Source organism: Cryobacterium sp. TS_SC_7, assembly GCF_056156285.1.
This window is the reverse complement of the sequence record NZ_CM149589.1, coordinates 2,183,801-2,202,124: the sequence shown is the minus strand read 5'-3', so window position 1 is coordinate 2,202,124 and position 18,324 is coordinate 2,183,801. Positions and strand designations below refer to the sequence as shown.

The window sequence follows — 18,324 nt, the reverse complement described above, 5'->3', positions numbered from 1 at the left end:
AACGGCCACTCTCGCCTCACCAACCGCAAGGAGCGCACTCGATGAGCGTGTCGAAATTCACATTGCCCGACGTCGGCGAGGGTCTCACCGAGGCCGAAATCGTGGAATGGCGGGTCGCCCCCGGAGACACCGTCTCGATCAACCAGGTTCTGGTCGAGATCGAGACGGCCAAGTCGCTCGTCGAGCTCCCGTCGCCGTTCGTCGGTGTGGTCGGTGAGATTCTGGTGCAGCCCGGCACGACCGTCGATGTCGGAACGGTGATCATCACGATCGTGTCCGAAACCGTCACCGTCGCCGTGGTGCCCGGCGGTGCGCCCGTCGCCGGCCCCGGCGAGCTGGCCGTGGCCGCAGCGGATGCCGGTTCCACCATCACGGACGAGCCGGCTGAGACGCAGGGTGCGGTCCTGGTCGGGCGCGGCGCAGCGGCCACCATGCCCACCCGGCGCAAGCGCCACGGCACCGCCCCCGTCGCCCACGAGACGATCGCGCCGTCGGCCCTGCCGCAGCGCCCGGCCGCCCAGCCGTTGCCGCAGTTGCCGCGCGCGGCATCCGCCGGACCCGTCGTCGCCAAGCCGCCGATCCGCAAGCTGGCCAAGGACCTCGGGGTCGACCTGCTGCTGGTCGAGGCGACCGGCCCGGTCGGCGACGTCACGCGGGAGGACGTGTTGCGGGAGGCCACCCAGGCCAGCGTGTTCCGCAACATCCAGACGCCCGAATGGCCCAGCGACCGTGAGGAGCGCATCCCGGTCAAGGGTGTGCGCAAGGCCATCGCCCAGGCCATGGTGTCGAGCGCCTTCTCCGCGCCGCATGTGAGCCTGTTCGTCGATGTGGACGCCACCCGCACCATGGAGTTCGTGAAGCGGCTCAAGGCCTCCGCCGACTTCGCCGGTGTGCGCGTGTCACCGATGCTGATCATGGCCAAGGCCATGATCTGGGCGGTGCGGCGCAACCCCACGGTCAACTCGGTCTTCACCGACGAGGAAATCGTGATCAAGCACTACGTCAATCTGGGGATCGCCGCGGCCACCCCTCGCGGGTTGATCGTGCCCAACGTGAAGGAAGCGCAGGACATGAGCCTGCTGGAGCTGGCGCGAGCCCTCGAGAAGCTCACAATCACGGCCCGCGACGGCAAGACCGCACCGGCCGACATGGCGAACGGCACGATCACGATCACCAATATCGGGGTCTTCGGCATGGACACCGGCACGCCCATCCTCAACTCCGGCGAGGCCGGGATCGTCGCCCTGGGCACGATCAAGCCCAAACCGTGGGTCGTCGACGGTGAGGTGCGGGTGCGCCAGGTGACGACCATCGGCGCCAGCTTCGACCACCGGGTCGTCGACGGCGACGTCGCGAGCCGCTTCCTGGCGGATGTCGCGAGCATCATCGAGGAACCCGCACTGCTGCTCGAGTAATCGCTTGCAGGTAAAGAAAGCCTTGCCTCACCAGCTTTTTTGCTTACCGGTGAGGTAAGGCTTTCCACGCTGGCGGCGGGGTGGCACCCTGTGTTCTGATGGTCGGATGACCACCCTCGCCCCCGCCGCATCCGTTGTCCTCACCCCCTCGGTCGCTGTCCCTGTCGCCGAGCCGAAGCGCACCGAGAGCCATGCCGGCCGGCTGAACTGGCTGCGGGCCGGGGTGCTCGGCGCCAATGACGGAATCGTCTCCGTCGCGGCCCTCGTCGTCGGCGTGGCCGGGGCGACCGGTTCCACCGCTGCCATTGCAGCGGCAGGCACCGCCGGTCTCGTCGGCGGGGCCATCTCGATGGCCCTCGGTGAGTACGTCTCGGTCAGCAGCCAGAGTGACAGCCAGCGCACCCTGATCGAGCGCGAGAAGCGCGAGCTCAGCGTCGATCCCGAGGGGGAACTCGACGAGCTCGCGCAACTCTACGAAAAGCAGGGACTCGCCCCCGCCACGGCCCGGCAGGTCGCCGTGGAGTTCACCGCGATCGATCCGGTGCGTGCCCACCTGCTCGCCGAGCACAACATCGCCGAGGACGACGTCGTCAGCGCCTGGCACGCAGCCTGGGTCTCGGCCGCGGCCTTCACCCTCGGCGCACTGCTCCCCTTCCTGGCCATCCTGCTTCTGCCCACGAGCGTGCGCATCCCGATCACGTTCGGCGCCGTGCTCATCGCGCTCGCCGCGCTGGGCATGACCGGCGCCCACCTCGGCGGCAGCCCCAAGCTCCGCGCGACCATCCGGGTCGTGCTCGGCGGCGCCGCGGCGCTCGTCGTCACCTTCCTGATCGGGTCTCTGCTCGGCACGTCCGGCGTCGTCTGAACCGGCCTCGGCACGCGCTGAACGGCCCTATTGGTGTTGACAATCATTATCATTAGGCGTAGCGTCGTCGTGTGATCAAGAAACGATTCGTCCTCCCCGCCCTGGCCGCCGTCGCCGCAGTGACCCTGGCCGGCTGCACGCCGGCCGGCAGTTCCGCCGACGCCGGCGCCGGTGAGCTCCAGGTGGTCGCGACGACCACCCAGGTGGCGGACCTCACCCGCAACGTCGTCGGTGACACCGAGGGTGTGTCGCTGACCCAGCTCATCCAGCCCAACCAGAGCGCGCACAGCTACGACCCCTCGGTGGCCGACCTGACGGCCCTCGGCAACGCCGACGTGCTCGTGATCAACGGCGTCGGCCTCGAAGAGTGGCTCGACGACGCGATCAGCGCCAGCGGCTTCGACGGCGTGACCATCGACTCGGACATGGGGATCGAGATCCAGGACGTCGCGGCCGGCGACGAGCACGCCGACGAGGAGAACCACGCCGACGACACGACCGAGACGGATGACGCCGAGCACGCCCATGAGGGCGGCAACCCGCACATCTGGACTGACGTCTCCAACGCCGAGACCATGGTCGGAACCATCGCCGCGGGCCTGGCGGACGCGAAACCGGACCTGGCCACCGCCTTCGACGCCAACGCCGCCGCGTACACCGGGCGGCTCACCCAGCTCGACGAGTGGATCCGCGCCAACATCGACGCCGTTCCGGCCGACCAGCGCCTGTTCGTGAGCAATCACGATGCGTTCGGCTACTTCACCGCGGCCTACGACGTGACCTACGTCGGCTCGATCATCCCGAGTTTCGACGACAACGCCGAACCCAGCGCGGCCGCCATCGACGCGCTCGTCGCCGCCATCCAGGAGACGGGCGTGAAGGCCGTCTTCTCCGAGGCGTCGATCAGCCCCAAGGCCGCCGACACCATCGCCGCCGAAGCCGGCGTCACGGTGTACTCCGGCGACGACGCTCTCTACAGCGACTCACTCGGCAAGGCGGGCAGCGACGGTGCCACCTACATCGGCTCGCAACTGCACAACGTCACCCTAATGCTGGAGTCCTGGGGCGCCGAGCCCACCGCGGTGCCCGCAGACCTGCGATAGTTAGTCAGTGATCGAGAACCCTTCTCAAGTACGGCCGAGTGCCCCCCTGGCGCTCAAGGTGGCGGGGGCCTCCTTCTCCTACGGCCAGAAGCCGGCCCTGGCCGACATCGACTTCGAGGTGCACGCCGGCGAGGCCGTGGCGCTGATCGGGCCCAACGGTTCCGGCAAGTCCACGCTGCTCAAGGGCATCCTCGGGCTGATCCAGCGGGTGGGCGGCACCGTCGAGGTGCTGGGGTCCTACCCGGCCCCGGTCGGGTCGATCGGCTACGTGCCCCAGGCCGACGAGATCGACCAGCAGTTCCCGGTCACTCTCGAACAGGTCGTGATGATGGGCCGCTACCGCTCGCTGGGCTGGCTGCGCCTGCCCGGCAAGCGCGACCGACAGGCCGTGGCCCACGCGCTCGAGGCCGTGGGGCTCGCGCACCGGGCCAAGACCCGCTTCGGCGAACTCTCCGGCGGCCAGCAGCAGCGCGGGCTGCTCGCTCGGGCCGTGGCCTCCGGCCCCCGGCTGTTACTGCTCGACGAACCGTTCAACGGCCTCGACCAGCAGAACCGGGACGCCCTCGTCGGCACGGTGAACCGCCTGAAAGCCGAGGGTGTGGCCGTGGTCGTGTCCACCCACGACCTGCAGCTCGCCCGCGAGGTCTGCGAACAGGTGCTGTTGCTCAACGGCACCCAGGTGGCCTTCGGGCCGCGTAACTCGGTGCTGGTCCTGGAGAACGTGCAGCGCACCTTCCGGGAGGTCGGCGTCGAAATCGACGAGCACACCGTGGTCGTGCCCGGCCACACCGGGCACTGACATGGACGTTCTCGCACCACTGTTCGACGCTTTCGCCCTTCCGTTCATGGCGCGGGCCCTGATCGTGCTCGCGGCACTCAGCCTGGTGGCCGGCGTGGTCGGTGTGCTGGTCAATCTGCGCGGCCTCGAATTCATCAGCGACGGCCTGACCCACGCGGTCTTCCCCGGAATCGCGATCGGCTTCGTCTGGGGTGGGCGCGAGGGCCTGTTCGCCGGGGCGATGGTCGCCGCGCTCTTCGCCGCCGTCATCCTCACCCTGATCGTGCGCCAGTCCGTGTCCTCGGATGCCGCGATCGCCATCGTCTTCACCGCCATGTTCAGCGTCGGCATCATCCTGGTCTCGCGCGAGACGAACTACGTCGGCCAGCTGGAGCAACTCCTCTTCGGCCGCCTCCTCACGGTCAGCCCGACCGAGGTCGTGCAGACCGTCGTCATCTGCCTCGTGGCGCTGATCCTGATCGGGCTGACGCTCAAGGAGGAGGTGTTCCGCGCGTTCGACCAGATCGGTTTCGCGGCAGCCGGCTACCGCACGCTGGTGCTCGACCTCGTGCTCAACGTGGCGATCGCGCTCGTCGTCGTCGCGGCATCCAGTGCCGTCGGAAACCTGCTCGTGCTGGCCGTTCTGATCGTGCCCGGCGCCGTGGCCCGCCTGGTCACGACCCGGCTGTGGCTGCTCTTCCCGATCGCCGCCGGCTTCGCCGCCGTCGGGGCGTGGCTCGGGCTCGTTCTGGGGTTCCAGGCCTCCGTTCAGGCCGGCCTCGACCTGCCCAGCGGCGCCACGGTGGTGCTGGTCCTGGTCACCGGCTATGCCGTGGTGCTGGTTCTGCGCCTGGCCGTCGACGGGCTCCGGCGGATGCGGCAGCGCCGCCTGCCGGAACCGGAGAACCGACCGGCATCCAACCAGGCGGTGCGCTGATGGGCTATTTCGAGAAGGCGCTCCTGGCCGCCGCGGTGATCGGCGCCCTCAGCGGCCTGGTCGGCGCGGTGGTCGTACTGCGCCGCCGCACCTTCTTCGCCCAGGCCCTCACCCACGCCACCTTCCCGGGCGCAGTGGCCGCCACCATCGTCGGCGTGAGCATCCCGCTCGGCGCGGCCCTGGCGAGCATTCTGATCGTGGGGATCATGACCCTGATCGGCCGGGTCAAGCGGCAGGGCAGCCAGGTGGCGTCGGGCATCCTTCTCACCGCGGGCTTCGCGCTCGGCGTGCTGCTGCAAGCCCTCAACCCGTCGCTGCCGGTGCAGGTCGACTCCTATCTGGTCGGGTCGATCCTCACCGTCACCACCGGCGACCTCGCCCTGGCCGTCGGAGTGCTCGGGGTGGCTCTGGCTGTGATCGTGCTGCTGGGCAAGGAGATCCTGTTCTCCACCTTCGACCCGAGCGGATTCCGCGCCGCCGGATTCCGGGAGTGGCCGATCGAGCTGCTCACCCTCGCCCTGATCACGGCCACCGTGGTCACCGCCATGCCGGCCGTCGGCGCGATCCTCGCGATCGCACTGATCGCGGCGCCCGCGGCCGCCGCCCGACTGGTCATGCGCACCACCGCGCAGATCCTGGTGGCGGCGCCGCTGCTGGGCGCGGCCGCCGGCCTCATCGGCGTGCTGCTGTCCCGGGCGATCGACGTGGCCGCGGGGCCGGCGATCGCCCTCACGGCGGCCGCCTTCTTCCTGCTGGCCCTCGGCGGTCGCCGGCTACTCCGGGCGCGGTTACGGTTGAGATCATGAAGCGAAACACCTGGCAGCGTGAGGCCGTGCGCACCGCGCTCAGCGAGACCGAGGGATTCGTCAGCGCCCAGGGTCTGCACGCAGGCCTGCACGCCACCGGTTCGCCCATCGGACTGGCCACGGTGTACCGGGCCCTGGCCGACCTGGCCGGCGAGGGCGAGGCAGACTCCCTGCAGTCGCCCGACGGGGAGGCGCTCTACCGTGCCTGCAGCACGACCGACCACCACCACCACCTGATCTGCCGCAATTGCGGGCTCACCATCGAGATCGAAGTGGATGCCGTCGAGAACTGGGCGAACAACGTCGCCGCCGAGCACGGTTTCACCCAGGCTGCCCACGTTGTCGACGTGTTCGGTCTCTGCGCGGCCTGTTCCGCGGCATCCGTCGACTAGCGGAACGCCCGCGCCCGGGTCTCCGCCCCGAACGAATTCGACGGAGATTTTGCCCCCACAACCCAGTTTTGCCTGTTGTGGGGCGTCAACCGGCAAAATCTCCGTCGAATTGGTTGGGTTTGCGCCGGGGGAGCGCACCGCGTAATGTTGAACGCTGCTGCGCATATCTGTGCGTGCACTGCTGGCTCGCCTCGTCTTCGCTTCTGCGGAGCTGACGTCGTGCCAGCCGACAAGAGATCTTGGGAAGGGCATTCGCCCTTCGGTATTGGAGGAGAACCATGGCAGCTACTTGCCAGGTGACCGGAGCCGTTCCCGGCTTCGGACACAACATTTCACACTCGCACCGACGCACCAAGCGTCGTTTCGACCCGAACGTCCAGACCAAGAAGTACTACGTACCGTCGCTTCGTCGCAACGTCACGCTGACCCTGTCCGTCAAGGGCATCAAGGTCATCGACGCTCGTGGCATTGAGTCGGTCGTCAAGGACCTTCTCGCCCGTGGGGAGAAAATCTAATGGCCAAGCAGCATGACGTTCGCCCGATCATCAAGCTCCGTTCGACGGCCGGCACCGGTTACACGTACGTGACCAAGAAGAACCGTCGCAACGACCCCGACCGTCTCGTACTCAAGAAGTACGATCCCGTAGTGCGCAAGCACGTTGACTTCCGTGAGGAGCGCTAAAAATGGCGAAGAAGAGCATGATTGCCAAGAACAACCAGCGCAAGGTTATCGTCGAGCGCTACGCCGCGAAGCGCCTTGAGCTCAAGAAGGCCCTCGTTGACCCGGCCGGCACCGACGAGTCGCGTGAAGCTGCTCGCCTCGGCCTGCAGAAGCTTCCCCGCAACGCGTCGCCGGTCCGCCTGCGCAACCGCGACGCGGTTGACGGTCGTCCCCGTGGACACCTCAGCAAGTTCGGAATCTCGCGCGTACGTTTCCGCGACATGGCTCACCGTGGCGAACTGCCCGGCATCACCAAGTCCAGCTGGTAACACCGCACGCGGCCGCTTCGGCGGCCACCCGGAACCTCGGTTCTGAATGAGAGAGGATGTCGACTTCGGTCGGCATCCTCTCTCTTTTTTCGCGCACAGCGAAAATGGAGCCGTTCCGGGAGCCAAACCGGCTGGAAACGCCGCAAATCCGCGGAATTCCGCGGATCTCTGCTAGATTCAACCCGGTCCAACCGGCCAAACGGAGTCGCTCCCCGGAGCGTCGCCCGCAATACGTGAATACCTGTTTTTACAGACAAAGGTCCGAGGAGGACACTCAATGGCTGACAAGTCGCTGAACAAGACCGAGCTCGTTGCCAAGGTTGCCGCAGACTCTGGCCAGAGCCAGGCTGCAGTTGACAGCGTTCTGAACGCTTTCTTTGCAACTCTCGCCGACACCGTCGCGAACGACGGCAAGGTCACGATCCCGGGCTGGCTCGGAGTCGAGCGCACCGCTACCGCAGCGCGCACCGGCCGCAACCCGCAGACCGGCGAAGAGATCGCCATCGCCGCGGGCCACCGCGTCAAGCTGACCGCTGGTAGCAAGCTCAAGGCTGCCGCCAAGTAGGTTCCACAAGAGAACAGGGCGTCGACTTCGGTCGGCGCCCTGTTTTGCGTGTGCAGCCCGCGTCCACCGGGCACGGTTAGGCTGAGTCAGTGCCTCGTCTCGTGCGGATTCTCGGTCCGGTAGTGCTCCTGCTGGTGGCCACGCTGACGACGCTCGTCGCTCTCGCCTACGGCGGAGGCGCCACGGCCCAGCTGCTGGCCGATCCTGGGCCTGTCGTGCGCTGGGGTCTGCCGCTGGCCAAGGTGCTCGTCAACATCAGTGCCGCGGGCACGATCGGCGCCCTCGTGCTCACCCTCTTCGCGTTGAGCCCCAGGGAGAGCGAGTACAACGCGGCCCTCGATTTCGCCGCCGGCTCCGCCGCCGTGTTCACCGTGGCATCCGCCCTCACCGGCTTCTTCACCTTCCTGCAGGTGACCACGATCCCGCTCAGCTTCGACGACCGGTTCAGCGCCACCGCCGGACAGTTCTTCAGCGACATCGCCATCGGGCAGGCCTGGCTGGCCACCACCCTGATAGCCGCCTTCGTGACCGTGCTGTGCTTCGCTGTGCGCTCTCTGACCGGCCTGATCTTCGTCGCGGTCCTCGCCGTCGGCGCTCTGGTTCCGATGGCCCTGCAGGGTCACGCAGCCGGCGCGGAGGGGCACGACGTGGCCATCACCGCCCTGGGTCTGCACCTGGCCTTCGCCGCGGTGTGGCTGGGCGGCCTGTTGACGATCATCGTGCTGCAGAAGCAGCTGGCGGGCGGCCGCATCGGCGTGGTGCTGGCCCGCTACTCGTCGCTCGCCCTAGTCAGCTTCATCGTGGTCGCCGCGTCCGGCTACGTCGGCGCCGAACTGCGCCTGGGTGCCTGGGACCGCCTGCTGACGCCCTACGGCGTCCTCGTGCTGGTCAAGGTGCTCGCGCTCACCGCGCTCGGCGGGTTCGGCGTGCTGCAACGCCGGTTCCTGATCGGCCGGATGCTGCGGAGCACTCCCACGCCGTCGCCGGGTTCGGCCCCGCGCGCCGGTGTCTGGTTCTGGTGGCTCGTCGTGTCCGAATTGGCGTTCATGGGAATCGCCTCCGGCGCCGCTGCCGCGCTGGCCAAGACCGCCACTCCGGTGGAACAGATCACGGCGACCGAGATCCCCACCTCAACGCCCGCGCAGATCCTGACCGGGGAGCTGCTGCCGCCACCGCTGACGTTCAGCCGGTACTTCACCGAGTGGAACTTCGACCTGGCCTGGGTGCTGTTCTGTGCGTTCGCGATCTTCTTCTACCTGGCCGGGGTGCGCCGCCTGCACCGCCGCGGCGACAAGTGGCCGCTCTTCCGCACCGTGCTCTGGGTGATCGGCATGCTCATCCTGTTCTACATCACCAACGGCGGTGCGAACCTCTACGCGAAGTACCTCTTCTCCTCGCACATGCTCATGCACATGGCCCTGACCATGCTCGTTCCGGTCTTCCTGGTGCCGGGGGCGCCGGTCACCCTGGCCGCACGCGCCATCCGCAAGCGCCAGGACGACAGCCGCGGCCCGCGCGAGTGGATCCTGCTGGCCGTGCACTCCCGGTACGCGGGTTTCCTGGCCAACCCGCTCGTCGCGGCCGTGCTCTTCGCCGGGTCGCTGTGGGTGTTCTACTACTCGGCGTTGTTCAGCTGGGCGACGACGGACCACATCGGCCACGAGTGGATGATCGTGCACTTCCTGATCACCGGCTACCTGTTCGTGCAGTCGCTGATCGGCATCGACCCGGTGCCGTACCGCCTGCCCTATGCCGGTCGCCTGCTGCTCCTGCTCGGCACCATGGCTTTCCACGCCTTCTTCGGTGTGACCATGATGACCGGCACCGGTCTGCTTCTGGCCGACTGGTACGGGGCCATGGGACGGGACTGGGGTCTCAGCGGCATCGAGGACCAGCAGATGGGCGGCGGGATCGCCTGGAGCGTCGGTGAGATCCCGACGATCGCCCTGGCGATCGCGGTGGCGATCCAGTGGAGCCGCAGCGACGCGAAGGAAACCCGCCGTAAGGACCGCAACGCGGACCGCACCGGCGACGCCGAACTGATCCGGTACAACGCGGCCCTCGCCCGGCTGGCCGACCGCGACCGCGTGGAGTGAGCGGTACGCCCGGCGTGACGCTCAGCGCAGCTGGAGGGCGAGCGAGCCGTTCGGGTTCACGGTCACGCTGATGCCGACGGAGAAGGCCACGTCCTCGTCTCGCACGACGACGTCGCCGTCGAAGAGCGACTGCACCTTGACCACGATGTGCGCCTGCCCTGCGGTGTCCGGCATGTCGAACGTGGTGTCGCCGGCCGTCAGGGTGACCGCCGGGTACTGGGCGATGGACCAGATCGGGTCGTCCAGAACCCGGTCGTCGATCTCGATGCCGAACGGGCAGTTCGAGGGCTGCAGCACCTGCTGCGTGGTGCAGTCGTCGAGGAAACGGTCCAGCTCGGTCTGGACCTGACTGAGGAATTGGTCGTTGGGCTGGGCGTCGACCGTGACATCCGTCGGCCCGGAGGCCGTGACCGGCACCGATTGCGGGACCGCGTCCAGCAGCGGGGAGGTGTGCCCGAACGAGTACACCGCGGGGGCGAAGGCCAGGTAGTCCGCCTGGTTCGAGAACGTTGCCGGTGCGTCGTCCGCGGCGTGCGCACGCGTGTCGAGAGTGAGCCGGTTGACCGAGAACGTCGCCTGGTGCAGCACGGTCACCTGCAGCACGGCCAGGGGGCTGGTCTCGAAGCGCCAGCTGTCGAAGACGCCGAAGAAGGTGCCTGCGCTCTCCACCTCGAAGGTCATCGTCGCGGGGGCGTCGTCGAGTTGGAATTCGTAGCTGACCGTGTGGTGGCCCGGCGTCGTCTCCTCGTCGCCGGTGAGACGGATGTCGGTGAGCTCACCGAGCACCGAGTCCCGCAGCAGAGTCTCGGGGAGGTTCTGCGGCAGCGCGTCCGCGTCCAGTTGCGCCTTCGTGGGGGTGACCCCGGGCAGCAGGAGCGCGCTGGCGGTGTCCTGGCGGGCCAGGGCGTCGAGGTACTGCCGCACGAAGCCGCTGGCGCTGTAGAGGTCGCGGTTGAGTGAACCGATCGTCGCCACCAGAGCCGCGCCGAGGAGAGCCGCGATCAGCACCACGGCCACGAGCGCTCGCCGCTGGTTGCGCTGTCGCCTGCCGTCCCGGTTGCCCACTCCCACATCCTACGGGGCGGGTTCTCCACGGACCCGTCAAGCGGGACGGTCGCGTGCAGCCGGGCCGGATACAGTGGTATGTCCCGTCCGAACCCATCGAAAGCGCCGCCGTGTCTGAGATTCCACTGTCGCGTGAGCAGGCCGAAGTGTTCCAGGCCATCGAGGGCACAAAGCAGAACGTGTTCGTCACGGGGCGGGCCGGCACCGGCAAGTCGACGCTCCTGAACCACCTGTCCTGGAACACGAGCAAGCAGATCGTGATCGCCGCTCCCACCGGGGTCGCGGCGCTGAATGTGGGCGGCCAGACCATCCACTCGCTGTTCCGCCTGCCGATCGGCGTCATCGCCGACAATGCGATCGATCAGTCCGACCAGGTGCGCAAACTGCTCAACACCATCGACACCGTCGTCATCGACGAGGTGTCCATGGTCAACGCCGACCTGATGGATGCGATCGACCGCAGCCTGCGTCAGGCGCGGCAGCGTCCGAACGACACCTTCGGCGGCGCGCAGATCGTACTGTTCGGCGACCCCTACCAGCTGGCCCCGGTGCCGGGAGACTCCGACGAGCGCGCGTACTTCGCAGACACCTACCGGTCGATGTGGTTCTTCGACGCGAAGGTGTGGCAGGGCGCGGACCTGCGCATCTTCGAGCTCACCGAGGTGCACCGCCAGCGCGACGCCGACTTCAAACACATGCTCAACGCGGTGCGTCACGGACAGGTCACGGCCGAGATCGGTGGCGCCCTCAACGCCGCGGGTGCCCGCACCCCGCCCAGCGAGGGCGTGATCACGCTGGCCACCCGCAACGATTCCGTGAACCGCATCAACGCATCCGCCCTGAAGCGGCTGTCCGGCAAGGCGCTCACCGCCAAGGCGGACGTCACCGGTGACTTCGGCGGGCGCACGTTCCCTGCCGACGAGGTGCTCGAGCTGAAGGTCGGCGCCCAGGTCATGTTCCTGCGCAACGACTCCAATCAGGATGGCGGGCCGCGCTGGGTGAACGGCAGCATCGGCACCGTCACCCGCGTCGATTCCACGGTCTACGTCGACATCGACGGCGAGACGCACGAGGTGGAACCAGCGGTGTGGGAGAAGTTCAAGTACACCTATAACCCGACGACCAAGAAGCTGCGCAAAGACGTCGTGGCCGAGTTCACCCAGTTCCCGCTGCGGCTGGCGTGGGCGGTCACCATCCACAAGTCACAGGGTGCCACCTACGAGCGGGCGGTCGTCGACCTCGGGGCACGCGTGTTCAGCCCTGGACAGACCTACGTGGCCCTCAGCCGGCTGACGAGCCTGGACGGCCTCTACCTGACCCGTCCGCTGCGCCCGAGCGACATGATCGTCGACGAGAACGTGAAACGGTTCATGCGCGGCCCGCGTCCCGCCGCCGCCCGCCCGGTCACCCCCGCCGACTAGGTATACCCGGCAGTCGCCCCGGGCGGCAGCGTGCTTCCGGCACCTGCCTCTGACGAATTCGTCAGGGTGGCAAGGGGCAGAGGCCGGGCCGCGGCGTGGGTACACTCCCTCGTGCAGGGGGAGTCCCTGACCGCGACGCGATGGGGGCCAGGCCATGAATCTCGGACGGGCAACGAACGGCCACACACCGCCCCGCACGGGTCAGCCCCGGCACCATCGGGTACCGGCTCTCGCTCTGGGGGCCGCACTGGTACTGACGGCGTGCACCTCCGCAGCGGATGCGTTCCCCGAGGCGCGCAGGCAGGCTCAGCTTCCCTTCTCGGCCGAGGTCACGGCTCGGCTGGAGGCCGTGCTCATCGAAGCGAAGACCCTGGCCGGTGCGACCGGGGCGCTTGCGGGGGTCTGGGCGCCGTGGGCCGGCAGTTGGGTGGCGGCACCCGGCTCGGCGTCGGCCACGTCTCCCGGCCCGCTCACCCCGGAGATGAGCTTCCGGATCGGCACCAACACCACCGCGCTGACCTGCACCGTTCTGCTCCGGCTGGTCGAGGAGGGCGAGGTGCGGCTCGACGACCCTGTGTCGACCTACCTTCCCCGGATGGTGGGTCTGGAGGGGATCACCCTCGGGCAGCTCTGCCGCAACACGTCCGGCCTTGCCGATCACACCCCGCTGCTGGCACCGCAGTTCGTGAGCAACCCCACCCGCCGGTGGTCGACGAAGGAGCTCGTCGCGAGCGGCACCGGGGCGCCGCGGGTCGCGTTGCCCGGTGGAATCTGGTCGCCGTCGGACACCGGGCTCGTGCTGCTGGGCCTGGCCCTGCAGCAGGCGACCGGCCGTGACTGGCCGTGGCTCTATCGGCACTACGTGTTCGAACCGCTGGGGATGACCGCCACGAGCCTGCCCTCCGCCGACGAGGTGACGCTCCCGGGAGAGAGCCCCCGCGGCTACGCCGCAGCGCTCGATCCGGCGGGGGAGGCGCGCTGCGGGAGCATGATCGATGTGACCGAGTTGTCCCCGTCGACGGGCGGGGTGGCCGCCGGCGCGGTATCCGATCTCGCCGACCTCACAGTCTGGGCGCAGGCGCTGGCCGCCGGGACCCTCCTCACCGACCAGACGACGGATGCCCAGTGGGCGCCCGTGCCGAGCGGCGGCGCTGCCCCCGGCTGGCAGCAGCACGGCCTCGGTGCCGAGAGGTTCGGCCCGCTGGTGGGGCAGAGCGGCGCAATCCCCGGATTCATCTCGGCGGCGATGGCCGACCCGGACAGCGGGCTCACGGTTGTCGTCGTGTTCAACAACTCCACGTCGGGCCGCGGATTCGCCGAGGCCGTCGCCCGGCGACTGGCGGCCGTGGCGGCCTCCGCCCCGGCGAGGGGCGATGGACCGGCACCCCGACTGGACCTGCCCTGGTCGGAGGAACAGGCGGCGGAGGCGATCCGGGCCGCGGCGGTCTGTCCCCCGCCCGATCGGGCAGAGTAGAACCCCATCAGGCGCGGCCCTGCCGCTAGGATCTCCGCATGGCAATCATCGCGGACGTCAAGGATTGGACCTGGGTGCTCGAGCGCCCCTGCCCGGAGTGCGGTTTCTCCGCAGCCGAGGCCGCCTTCGATCGGATCCCGGGGTTGGTGCGCGAAAACGCGGCGCGCTGGGAGCCGGTCCTGCTGCGCCCGGACGTTACCCGGCGCCCCGACGACCACACCTGGTCCGCCCTTGAGTATGCGGCTCACGTGCGTGACGTCTTCCGCATCTTCGACCACCGCCTGGCGCTCATGCTCGCCGAGGACGACCCGGCCTTTCCAAGCTGGGATCAGGACGCCACGGCGGTGGCCGAGCGCTACAACGAGCAGGAGCCGGCGATCGTGGCCCGTGAACTCGCCGAGGCCGCAGCATCCGTCGCCGACGCCTTCGCCGTTGTTCCGCCGGACCGGCAGGGTCGCACCGGCCGCCGCGGCGATGGCGCCCGGTTCACCGTGATCACGATGGCGCAGTACTTCGTGCACGATCCGGTGCATCACCTGCACGACGTCGCCGGAGACTGACGCCGGCAGAGCCAGCAGGCCTGTCCTGTCCGGTTGCCGGAGAATTGGGTACAAAAAAACGGGCGCACCCCCCAATGGTGCGCCCGTTCTTTTTGTTGTGCTGTGGCTTAGGCGCGGCTACGGCGTCCCGTGAGCGCACCGTAGATGACGAGAACGATGATGGAGCCGGCGATGGCGAGGAGCCAGGTCGAGATGTCGAAGAAGTTCTCGAGTCCGGTGCCGAAGATGACCGAGCCGAGGAAACCACCGAGGAACGCACCGAGCACGCCGAGGATGAGGGTGATGACCCAGCCGCCGCCCTGGTTGCCCGGGAGGATGGCCTTGGCGATGGCGCCGGCGATGAGTCCGAGAATGAGGAATCCGATGAAGCCCATAATTTGTCCTTGAGTCTTTCTGCTTGGTTGCGTACTGGTGAGGGGTGAAGTGAAGCTGGGTGGGACTAGTCGGGCAGAACGGTGTCTGCCTCGTCGGAGTCCGAGTCGGTGTCATCGTCTGACGCCTGGTGCACGTCCCTGACGGTCACCTCGACGTCTCTGACCTGCATGCCGACGATCGTCTCGATCGCGTTCTGGATGGCGGAGCGAACGTCGCCGGCCACCTTCTGCAGTTCGTGCGGGTATTCGACAACGATGGAGATGGCGACGGATGCCGCTCCGTTCTCCACAGTGACGCTCACGCCGGGTGCGAGGTCGACTCCGCTGATCGCCTCGCGGAGTGAGCTGAGCGCCCGTACCGCTTTGCCGCCGAGCGTGTAGACGCCCGGAACTTCGCGGGCGGCGATGCCGACGACCTTAGCGACGACGCCATCGGTGATGACGGTCTTTCCCGGCCCGGTCTGTGAATCGGGTGCGGGGATGCTTTGGTCAGCCATGGTGGGATCCAATCTGTTGCGGCGCGCAGGACGAATCCCGGGCGACACTAGTAAGACGGGGCCCGGTCGGGATTCGTCACGCGGATATCAAAAAAAGTTTTGAAACGGGTGTGAAACGGATGGGGGAGGAGATCGTGCCGGTCAGCCGGAGACGTCGAACACGACGCTCATGGTGTGGCTCTGGCCGGCGTCGAGGTGCACCTGGTCACGGCGCACGTTCGCCGTTTCCACACAGACCATACCCGGCCACTCGTCGTCGCCGAAGTCGGCCAGTGTCGAGGCCTTGTCGGTCCAGGGGTTCCAGACCACCGTGCTGTCGGACCTGTCCGCTTCGATCGTGATCATGCGTCCGTCCGGGTCCGTCACGGTGGCGCTGCCGCGGCTGCCCAGGTAGAGGCGGTCCGTCTCGGCGGTGAAGCGCACGGGGGTGCTCTCCGCTGGTTCGGTGAGCCCGGTGACCTGGTTCAGGATCGGGGTGCCCTGCAACCCGGAGACCGTCGTGCCGCGCACCTCGCTCACCCGCAGATAGGTGTGCAGAGCCTCTTCGAACGTGACGGCATCCGTCTCGAGGTTGGTGACCCGCAGGGCGAGGGTCAGCCGGGCGCCGACCGTGACCGTGTAGACAGCCTCGAAGCGGTGGGGCCAGGCCGAGGCGCGCGTGGCGGCGGTGTCGGTGAGGCGCAAGACCAGGACGACGTCGTCGCCGGTCTCGTGGGCGTCGACGAACTCCCACTCGCTCAGGCGGGCGAAGCCGTGCGACGGCGCGGCCGGGTCGGTCGCGTTCGCACCGAACCAGGGGAAGCAGATCGGAACGCCGCCGCGGATGGCGGCGGCGGCCTCAAACCGGCTTGCCTCGCTCAGGAAGAGGAGCGGGTCGCCGCCGACGGGCGTGAAACCGGTGACCTGAGCGCCGTGCAGGTAGACCTCGGCGGAACCGGCCCGGCCGGCCACACGCACGACGGTCAGCCCTCCCGTGCCCTCTTCACAATGAACGGATGCGGGAAGAGTCGCGGGTGCGGAATGTGTGGGAGACATGACCCCAGTGTTGCAGTTGCCCGGTTTGCGCATGGTTCGGGCCCGGCCCCGGAGTAACGTGCAGCTGTACCGGAGTCGAAAGGTGGAACCATGTCAGGCATTCCTGAGGTCAGTATTCCCGAGGTCACCGTTCCCGAGGACGTTGAGAAGCCGGGCCGTTTCCGGGCGCGGCACTGGCGTGACCTGAGCCGGGGACGCCAGATCGCGGTCCTCGTGGGAGCGACGGTGCAGATCACCCTGGCCGTGACGGCCTGGATCGACCTCGCGAAGCGGCCCGCCGGCACGGTCAACGGATCAAAACGGCTCTGGGCGGCGATCATCGGCGTCAACTACGTCGGTCCGATCGCGTACTTCCTCGCGGGCAGACGCCGCTGACGGCGCCCGCGCCGGCCACCGGCTCCTGTTCGGCAGCCCGGTGCGGTGCACGCGCGATGGGGCTACCATCGCAGCGGCCCCGGCGCTCGCCGGGACGGTGCGACACGAGGAGGTTCCTATGGGTCATATCAAGTTGAGCATGCCGATCGACGCCCCGGTGGGTAAGGTCACCGAAATCGCCTTCGATCCGAACCACTGGGCGTCGTGGTGGGTGAACCTCGGCGAGGCCGAGAAAGTGGACGGTGACGGTGGGCCCGGCACGGTGGTGGAGCACAGCTACCTGATGGCTGGTGTGGCATTCCCGGTCACCACCCGGGTGGTGGACGTGACCACGACCGGGACCGGCGGAAAACGGGTGCAGATCGAATTCGCGGGTCAGATCACGGGCTGGCAGACCTGGGACTACGAACCGCGCGGCGACGGGGCGACCCTGGTCACCGCCGAGATCGAATACAACGTGCCGGGCAAGGCGATCGGCAAGTTCGCCGACCGGCTGGTGGTCGAACGGCTGCAGGAGCGGGCACGGCAGCAGACCCTGGAGAACCTGAAGCTGATGGCGGAGAGCTGACACGCCGGCTGCGCCGGCCGCCGTGTCAGCAGGCGGTCAGTCCCGCAGGTACTGTTCCAGGCACGGCACCTTGAGCAGGGCCAGTGCGCGCTTCTCGATCTGACGCACCCGTTCCCGGGTCACGCCCTGCACGACCGCGATCTGGTCCAGCGTCTGAGGTGCGCCTCCGTCGAGGCCGAACCGGGACATCAGGATAGACCGCTCGCGCGGGGGCAGGGCGCTCATGTAGAAGCCGATGTCCGAGGCCCGCATGGTCAGTACCGCGTGCTCCTCGGGCTGGGGCAGGTCGTCGTCGATGATCAGCTCGGAGATGTCGCCGAGACCGTCGCCGACGGGGGACTGCAGCGACATGGGCTCGTTGTCGTAGCGGAGCAGGCGCATCACGTCGGTCGTCGGGATCTGGGAGGCCTCGGACAGCTCCGCCATGGTGGGTTCGCGGTCGAGGGTGCTGGTGAGGTCGCGGCGGATGCGCTTGATCTTGTTGAGTTTCTCCGCGGTGTGCACGGGGATGCGGATCATGCGGGATTTGTCGGCCATGCCGCGGTGGATGGCCTGGCGGATCCACCAGGTGGCGTAGGTGGAGAATTTGTAGCCGGTCATGAAGTCGTATTTCTCGACGGCGCGGACGAGGCCGATGTTGCCGTCCTGTACGAGGTCCATGATGGGCATGCCGCGGCCGGAGTAGTGCTTGGCGATGCTCACCACGAGGCGCAGGTTCGCCTCGATGAAGCGGTTTTTCGCGCGGCGGCCGTCGTGGGCCAGCCAGGCGAGTTCACGCAGGAGGGACGGTTCGACCTCGCCCCGTTCGCTGCGTTCCTCGGCGAACAGTCCCACCTCGATGCGGCGGGCCAGGTCGACTTCGTCCTCGGCGGTGAGGAGCGAGACGCTACCGATCTTTCTCAGGTAGTCGCCGAAGGCATCCGTCGCTGCGCGATTGTAGGTGGCAACGGATGGAGCATGTGCGGTGATAGTCATGGTTTCCTCCAGTTCGGGCTGGAACATCAGTAC

At 68.1% G+C, this 18,324-nt stretch carries 22 protein-coding genes; 17 read left to right on the top strand and 5 right to left on the bottom strand.

From position 1 onward, the window contains the following. Window positions 1-41 precede the first annotated feature (41 nt). From AC0J5J_RS10090 to AC0J5J_RS10035, 12 genes are all read left to right on the top strand, one after another. The gene (locus AC0J5J_RS10090) at window positions 42-1,415 is read left to right on the top strand and encodes a dihydrolipoamide acetyltransferase family protein (protein ID WP_474897831.1); all 1,374 of its coding nucleotides are present in this window, start codon (window positions 42-44) and stop codon (window positions 1,413-1,415) included. A 106-nt stretch (window positions 1,416-1,521) separates the two neighbouring features. Next, a complete protein-coding gene (locus AC0J5J_RS10085; protein ID WP_474897829.1) occupies window positions 1,522-2,280 on the top strand; it encodes a VIT1/CCC1 transporter family protein in 759 nt (252 codons plus the stop codon). A gap of 71 nt (window positions 2,281-2,351) precedes the next feature. Next, the gene (locus AC0J5J_RS10080; protein WP_474897827.1) at window positions 2,352-3,383 is read left to right on the top strand and encodes a metal ABC transporter substrate-binding protein; all 1,032 of its coding nucleotides are present in this window, start codon (window positions 2,352-2,354) and stop codon (window positions 3,381-3,383) included. Between the two features lie 7 nt (window positions 3,384-3,390). Further along, window positions 3,391-4,182 (top strand): metal ABC transporter ATP-binding protein, encoded by a 792-nt coding sequence (locus AC0J5J_RS10075; RefSeq protein WP_134424647.1) that lies wholly within the window; start codon window positions 3,391-3,393, stop codon window positions 4,180-4,182. Window position 4,183: 1 nt separating this feature from the next. Next, window positions 4,184-5,098: a metal ABC transporter permease gene (locus AC0J5J_RS10070; protein WP_134424648.1), complete on the top strand. Its 915-nt coding sequence runs from the start codon at window positions 4,184-4,186 to the stop codon at window positions 5,096-5,098. Then, window positions 5,098-5,904, top strand: coding sequence for a metal ABC transporter permease (locus AC0J5J_RS10065; RefSeq protein ID WP_134424649.1), 807 nt, complete (start codon window positions 5,098-5,100; stop codon window positions 5,902-5,904). The genes AC0J5J_RS10070 and AC0J5J_RS10065 overlap by 1 nt, the downstream gene beginning before the upstream one ends. Then, the gene (locus AC0J5J_RS10060) at window positions 5,898-6,296 is read left to right on the top strand and encodes a Fur family transcriptional regulator (RefSeq protein ID WP_134424753.1); all 399 of its coding nucleotides are present in this window, start codon (window positions 5,898-5,900) and stop codon (window positions 6,294-6,296) included. Before AC0J5J_RS10065 ends, AC0J5J_RS10060 begins: the two co-directional genes overlap by 7 nt. A 278-nt stretch (window positions 6,297-6,574) precedes the next feature. Then, entirely contained in the window at window positions 6,575-6,811 is a 237-nt protein-coding gene (gene rpmB / locus AC0J5J_RS10055) for a 50S ribosomal protein L28 (RefSeq protein ID WP_104099753.1), read from the top strand. Next, entirely contained in the window at window positions 6,811-6,978 is a 168-nt protein-coding gene (gene rpmG, locus AC0J5J_RS10050; protein WP_104099752.1) for a 50S ribosomal protein L33, read from the top strand. The genes rpmB and rpmG overlap by 1 nt, the downstream gene beginning before the upstream one ends. 2 nt (window positions 6,979-6,980) lie before the next feature. Then, window positions 6,981-7,286 carry a 30S ribosomal protein S14 gene (rpsN, locus tag AC0J5J_RS10045; RefSeq protein WP_134364793.1) on the top strand — a complete coding sequence of 102 codons (306 nt, stop codon included), beginning with the start codon at window positions 6,981-6,983 and terminating at the stop codon, window positions 7,284-7,286. Between the two features lie 277 nt (window positions 7,287-7,563). Further along, complete coding sequence (locus AC0J5J_RS10040) at window positions 7,564-7,851, top strand: HU family DNA-binding protein (protein ID WP_104099750.1); 288 nt, start codon at window positions 7,564-7,566, stop codon at window positions 7,849-7,851. An 89-nt stretch (window positions 7,852-7,940) separates the two neighbouring features. Next, the gene (locus AC0J5J_RS10035; RefSeq protein WP_474897825.1) at window positions 7,941-9,947 is read left to right on the top strand and encodes a bifunctional copper resistance protein CopD/cytochrome c oxidase assembly protein; all 2,007 of its coding nucleotides are present in this window, start codon (window positions 7,941-7,943) and stop codon (window positions 9,945-9,947) included. A gap of 21 nt (window positions 9,948-9,968) precedes the next feature. Here AC0J5J_RS10035 and AC0J5J_RS10030 read toward each other — a convergent pair whose 3' ends face one another. After that, window positions 9,969-11,012, bottom strand: coding sequence for a hypothetical protein (locus AC0J5J_RS10030; RefSeq protein ID WP_474897823.1), 1,044 nt, complete (start codon window positions 11,010-11,012; stop codon window positions 9,969-9,971). Between the two features lie 110 nt (window positions 11,013-11,122). Here AC0J5J_RS10030 and AC0J5J_RS10025 point away from each other — a divergent pair, with 110 nt between their 5' ends. The 3 genes from AC0J5J_RS10025 to AC0J5J_RS10015 all read left to right on the top strand — a co-directional run bounded on the left by AC0J5J_RS10025 (window position 11,123) and on the right by AC0J5J_RS10015 (window position 14,467). Beyond that, window positions 11,123-12,433, top strand: a complete 1,311-nt coding sequence (locus AC0J5J_RS10025; protein ID WP_134424651.1) for an ATP-dependent DNA helicase — start codon at window positions 11,123-11,125, stop codon at window positions 12,431-12,433. Window positions 12,434-12,587: 154 nt separating this feature from the next. Further along, window positions 12,588-13,907, top strand: a complete 1,320-nt coding sequence (locus AC0J5J_RS10020) for a serine hydrolase domain-containing protein (RefSeq protein WP_474897822.1) — start codon at window positions 12,588-12,590, stop codon at window positions 13,905-13,907. A gap of 38 nt (window positions 13,908-13,945) precedes the next feature. Next, a complete protein-coding gene (locus AC0J5J_RS10015) occupies window positions 13,946-14,467 on the top strand; it encodes a DinB family protein (protein WP_474897820.1) in 522 nt (173 codons plus the stop codon). 107 nt (window positions 14,468-14,574) lie between these two features. Here AC0J5J_RS10015 and AC0J5J_RS10010 read toward each other — a convergent pair whose 3' ends face one another. The 3 genes from AC0J5J_RS10010 to AC0J5J_RS10000 form a co-directional block, all read right to left on the bottom strand. Beyond that, window positions 14,575-14,841, bottom strand: a complete 267-nt coding sequence (locus AC0J5J_RS10010) for a GlsB/YeaQ/YmgE family stress response membrane protein (protein ID WP_134424654.1) — start codon at window positions 14,839-14,841, stop codon at window positions 14,575-14,577. A gap of 65 nt (window positions 14,842-14,906) precedes the next feature. Further along, entirely contained in the window at window positions 14,907-15,338 is a 432-nt protein-coding gene (locus tag AC0J5J_RS10005; RefSeq protein WP_134424655.1) for an Asp23/Gls24 family envelope stress response protein, read from the bottom strand. A 141-nt stretch (window positions 15,339-15,479) separates the two neighbouring features. After that, window positions 15,480-16,373, bottom strand: a complete 894-nt coding sequence (locus AC0J5J_RS10000; protein ID WP_474897818.1) for a D-hexose-6-phosphate mutarotase — start codon at window positions 16,371-16,373, stop codon at window positions 15,480-15,482. A 90-nt stretch (window positions 16,374-16,463) separates the two neighbouring features. On the opposite strand from AC0J5J_RS10000, the gene AC0J5J_RS09995 reads away from it, so the two are divergent. Both AC0J5J_RS09995 and AC0J5J_RS09990 read left to right on the top strand, forming a co-directional pair. After that, window positions 16,464-16,748 carry a PLD nuclease N-terminal domain-containing protein gene (locus AC0J5J_RS09995; RefSeq protein ID WP_474897816.1) on the top strand — a complete coding sequence of 95 codons (285 nt, stop codon included), beginning with the start codon at window positions 16,464-16,466 and terminating at the stop codon, window positions 16,746-16,748. Between the two features lie 118 nt (window positions 16,749-16,866). Next, a complete protein-coding gene (locus AC0J5J_RS09990; RefSeq protein WP_474897814.1) occupies window positions 16,867-17,316 on the top strand; it encodes an SRPBCC family protein in 450 nt (149 codons plus the stop codon). Window positions 17,317-17,352: 36 nt separating this feature from the next. Here AC0J5J_RS09990 and AC0J5J_RS09985 read toward each other — a convergent pair whose 3' ends face one another. Further along, window positions 17,353-18,291: a sigma-70 family RNA polymerase sigma factor gene (locus AC0J5J_RS09985; protein ID WP_474897812.1), complete on the bottom strand. Its 939-nt coding sequence runs from the start codon at window positions 18,289-18,291 to the stop codon at window positions 17,353-17,355. Between the last annotated feature and the right edge of the window lie 33 nt (window positions 18,292-18,324).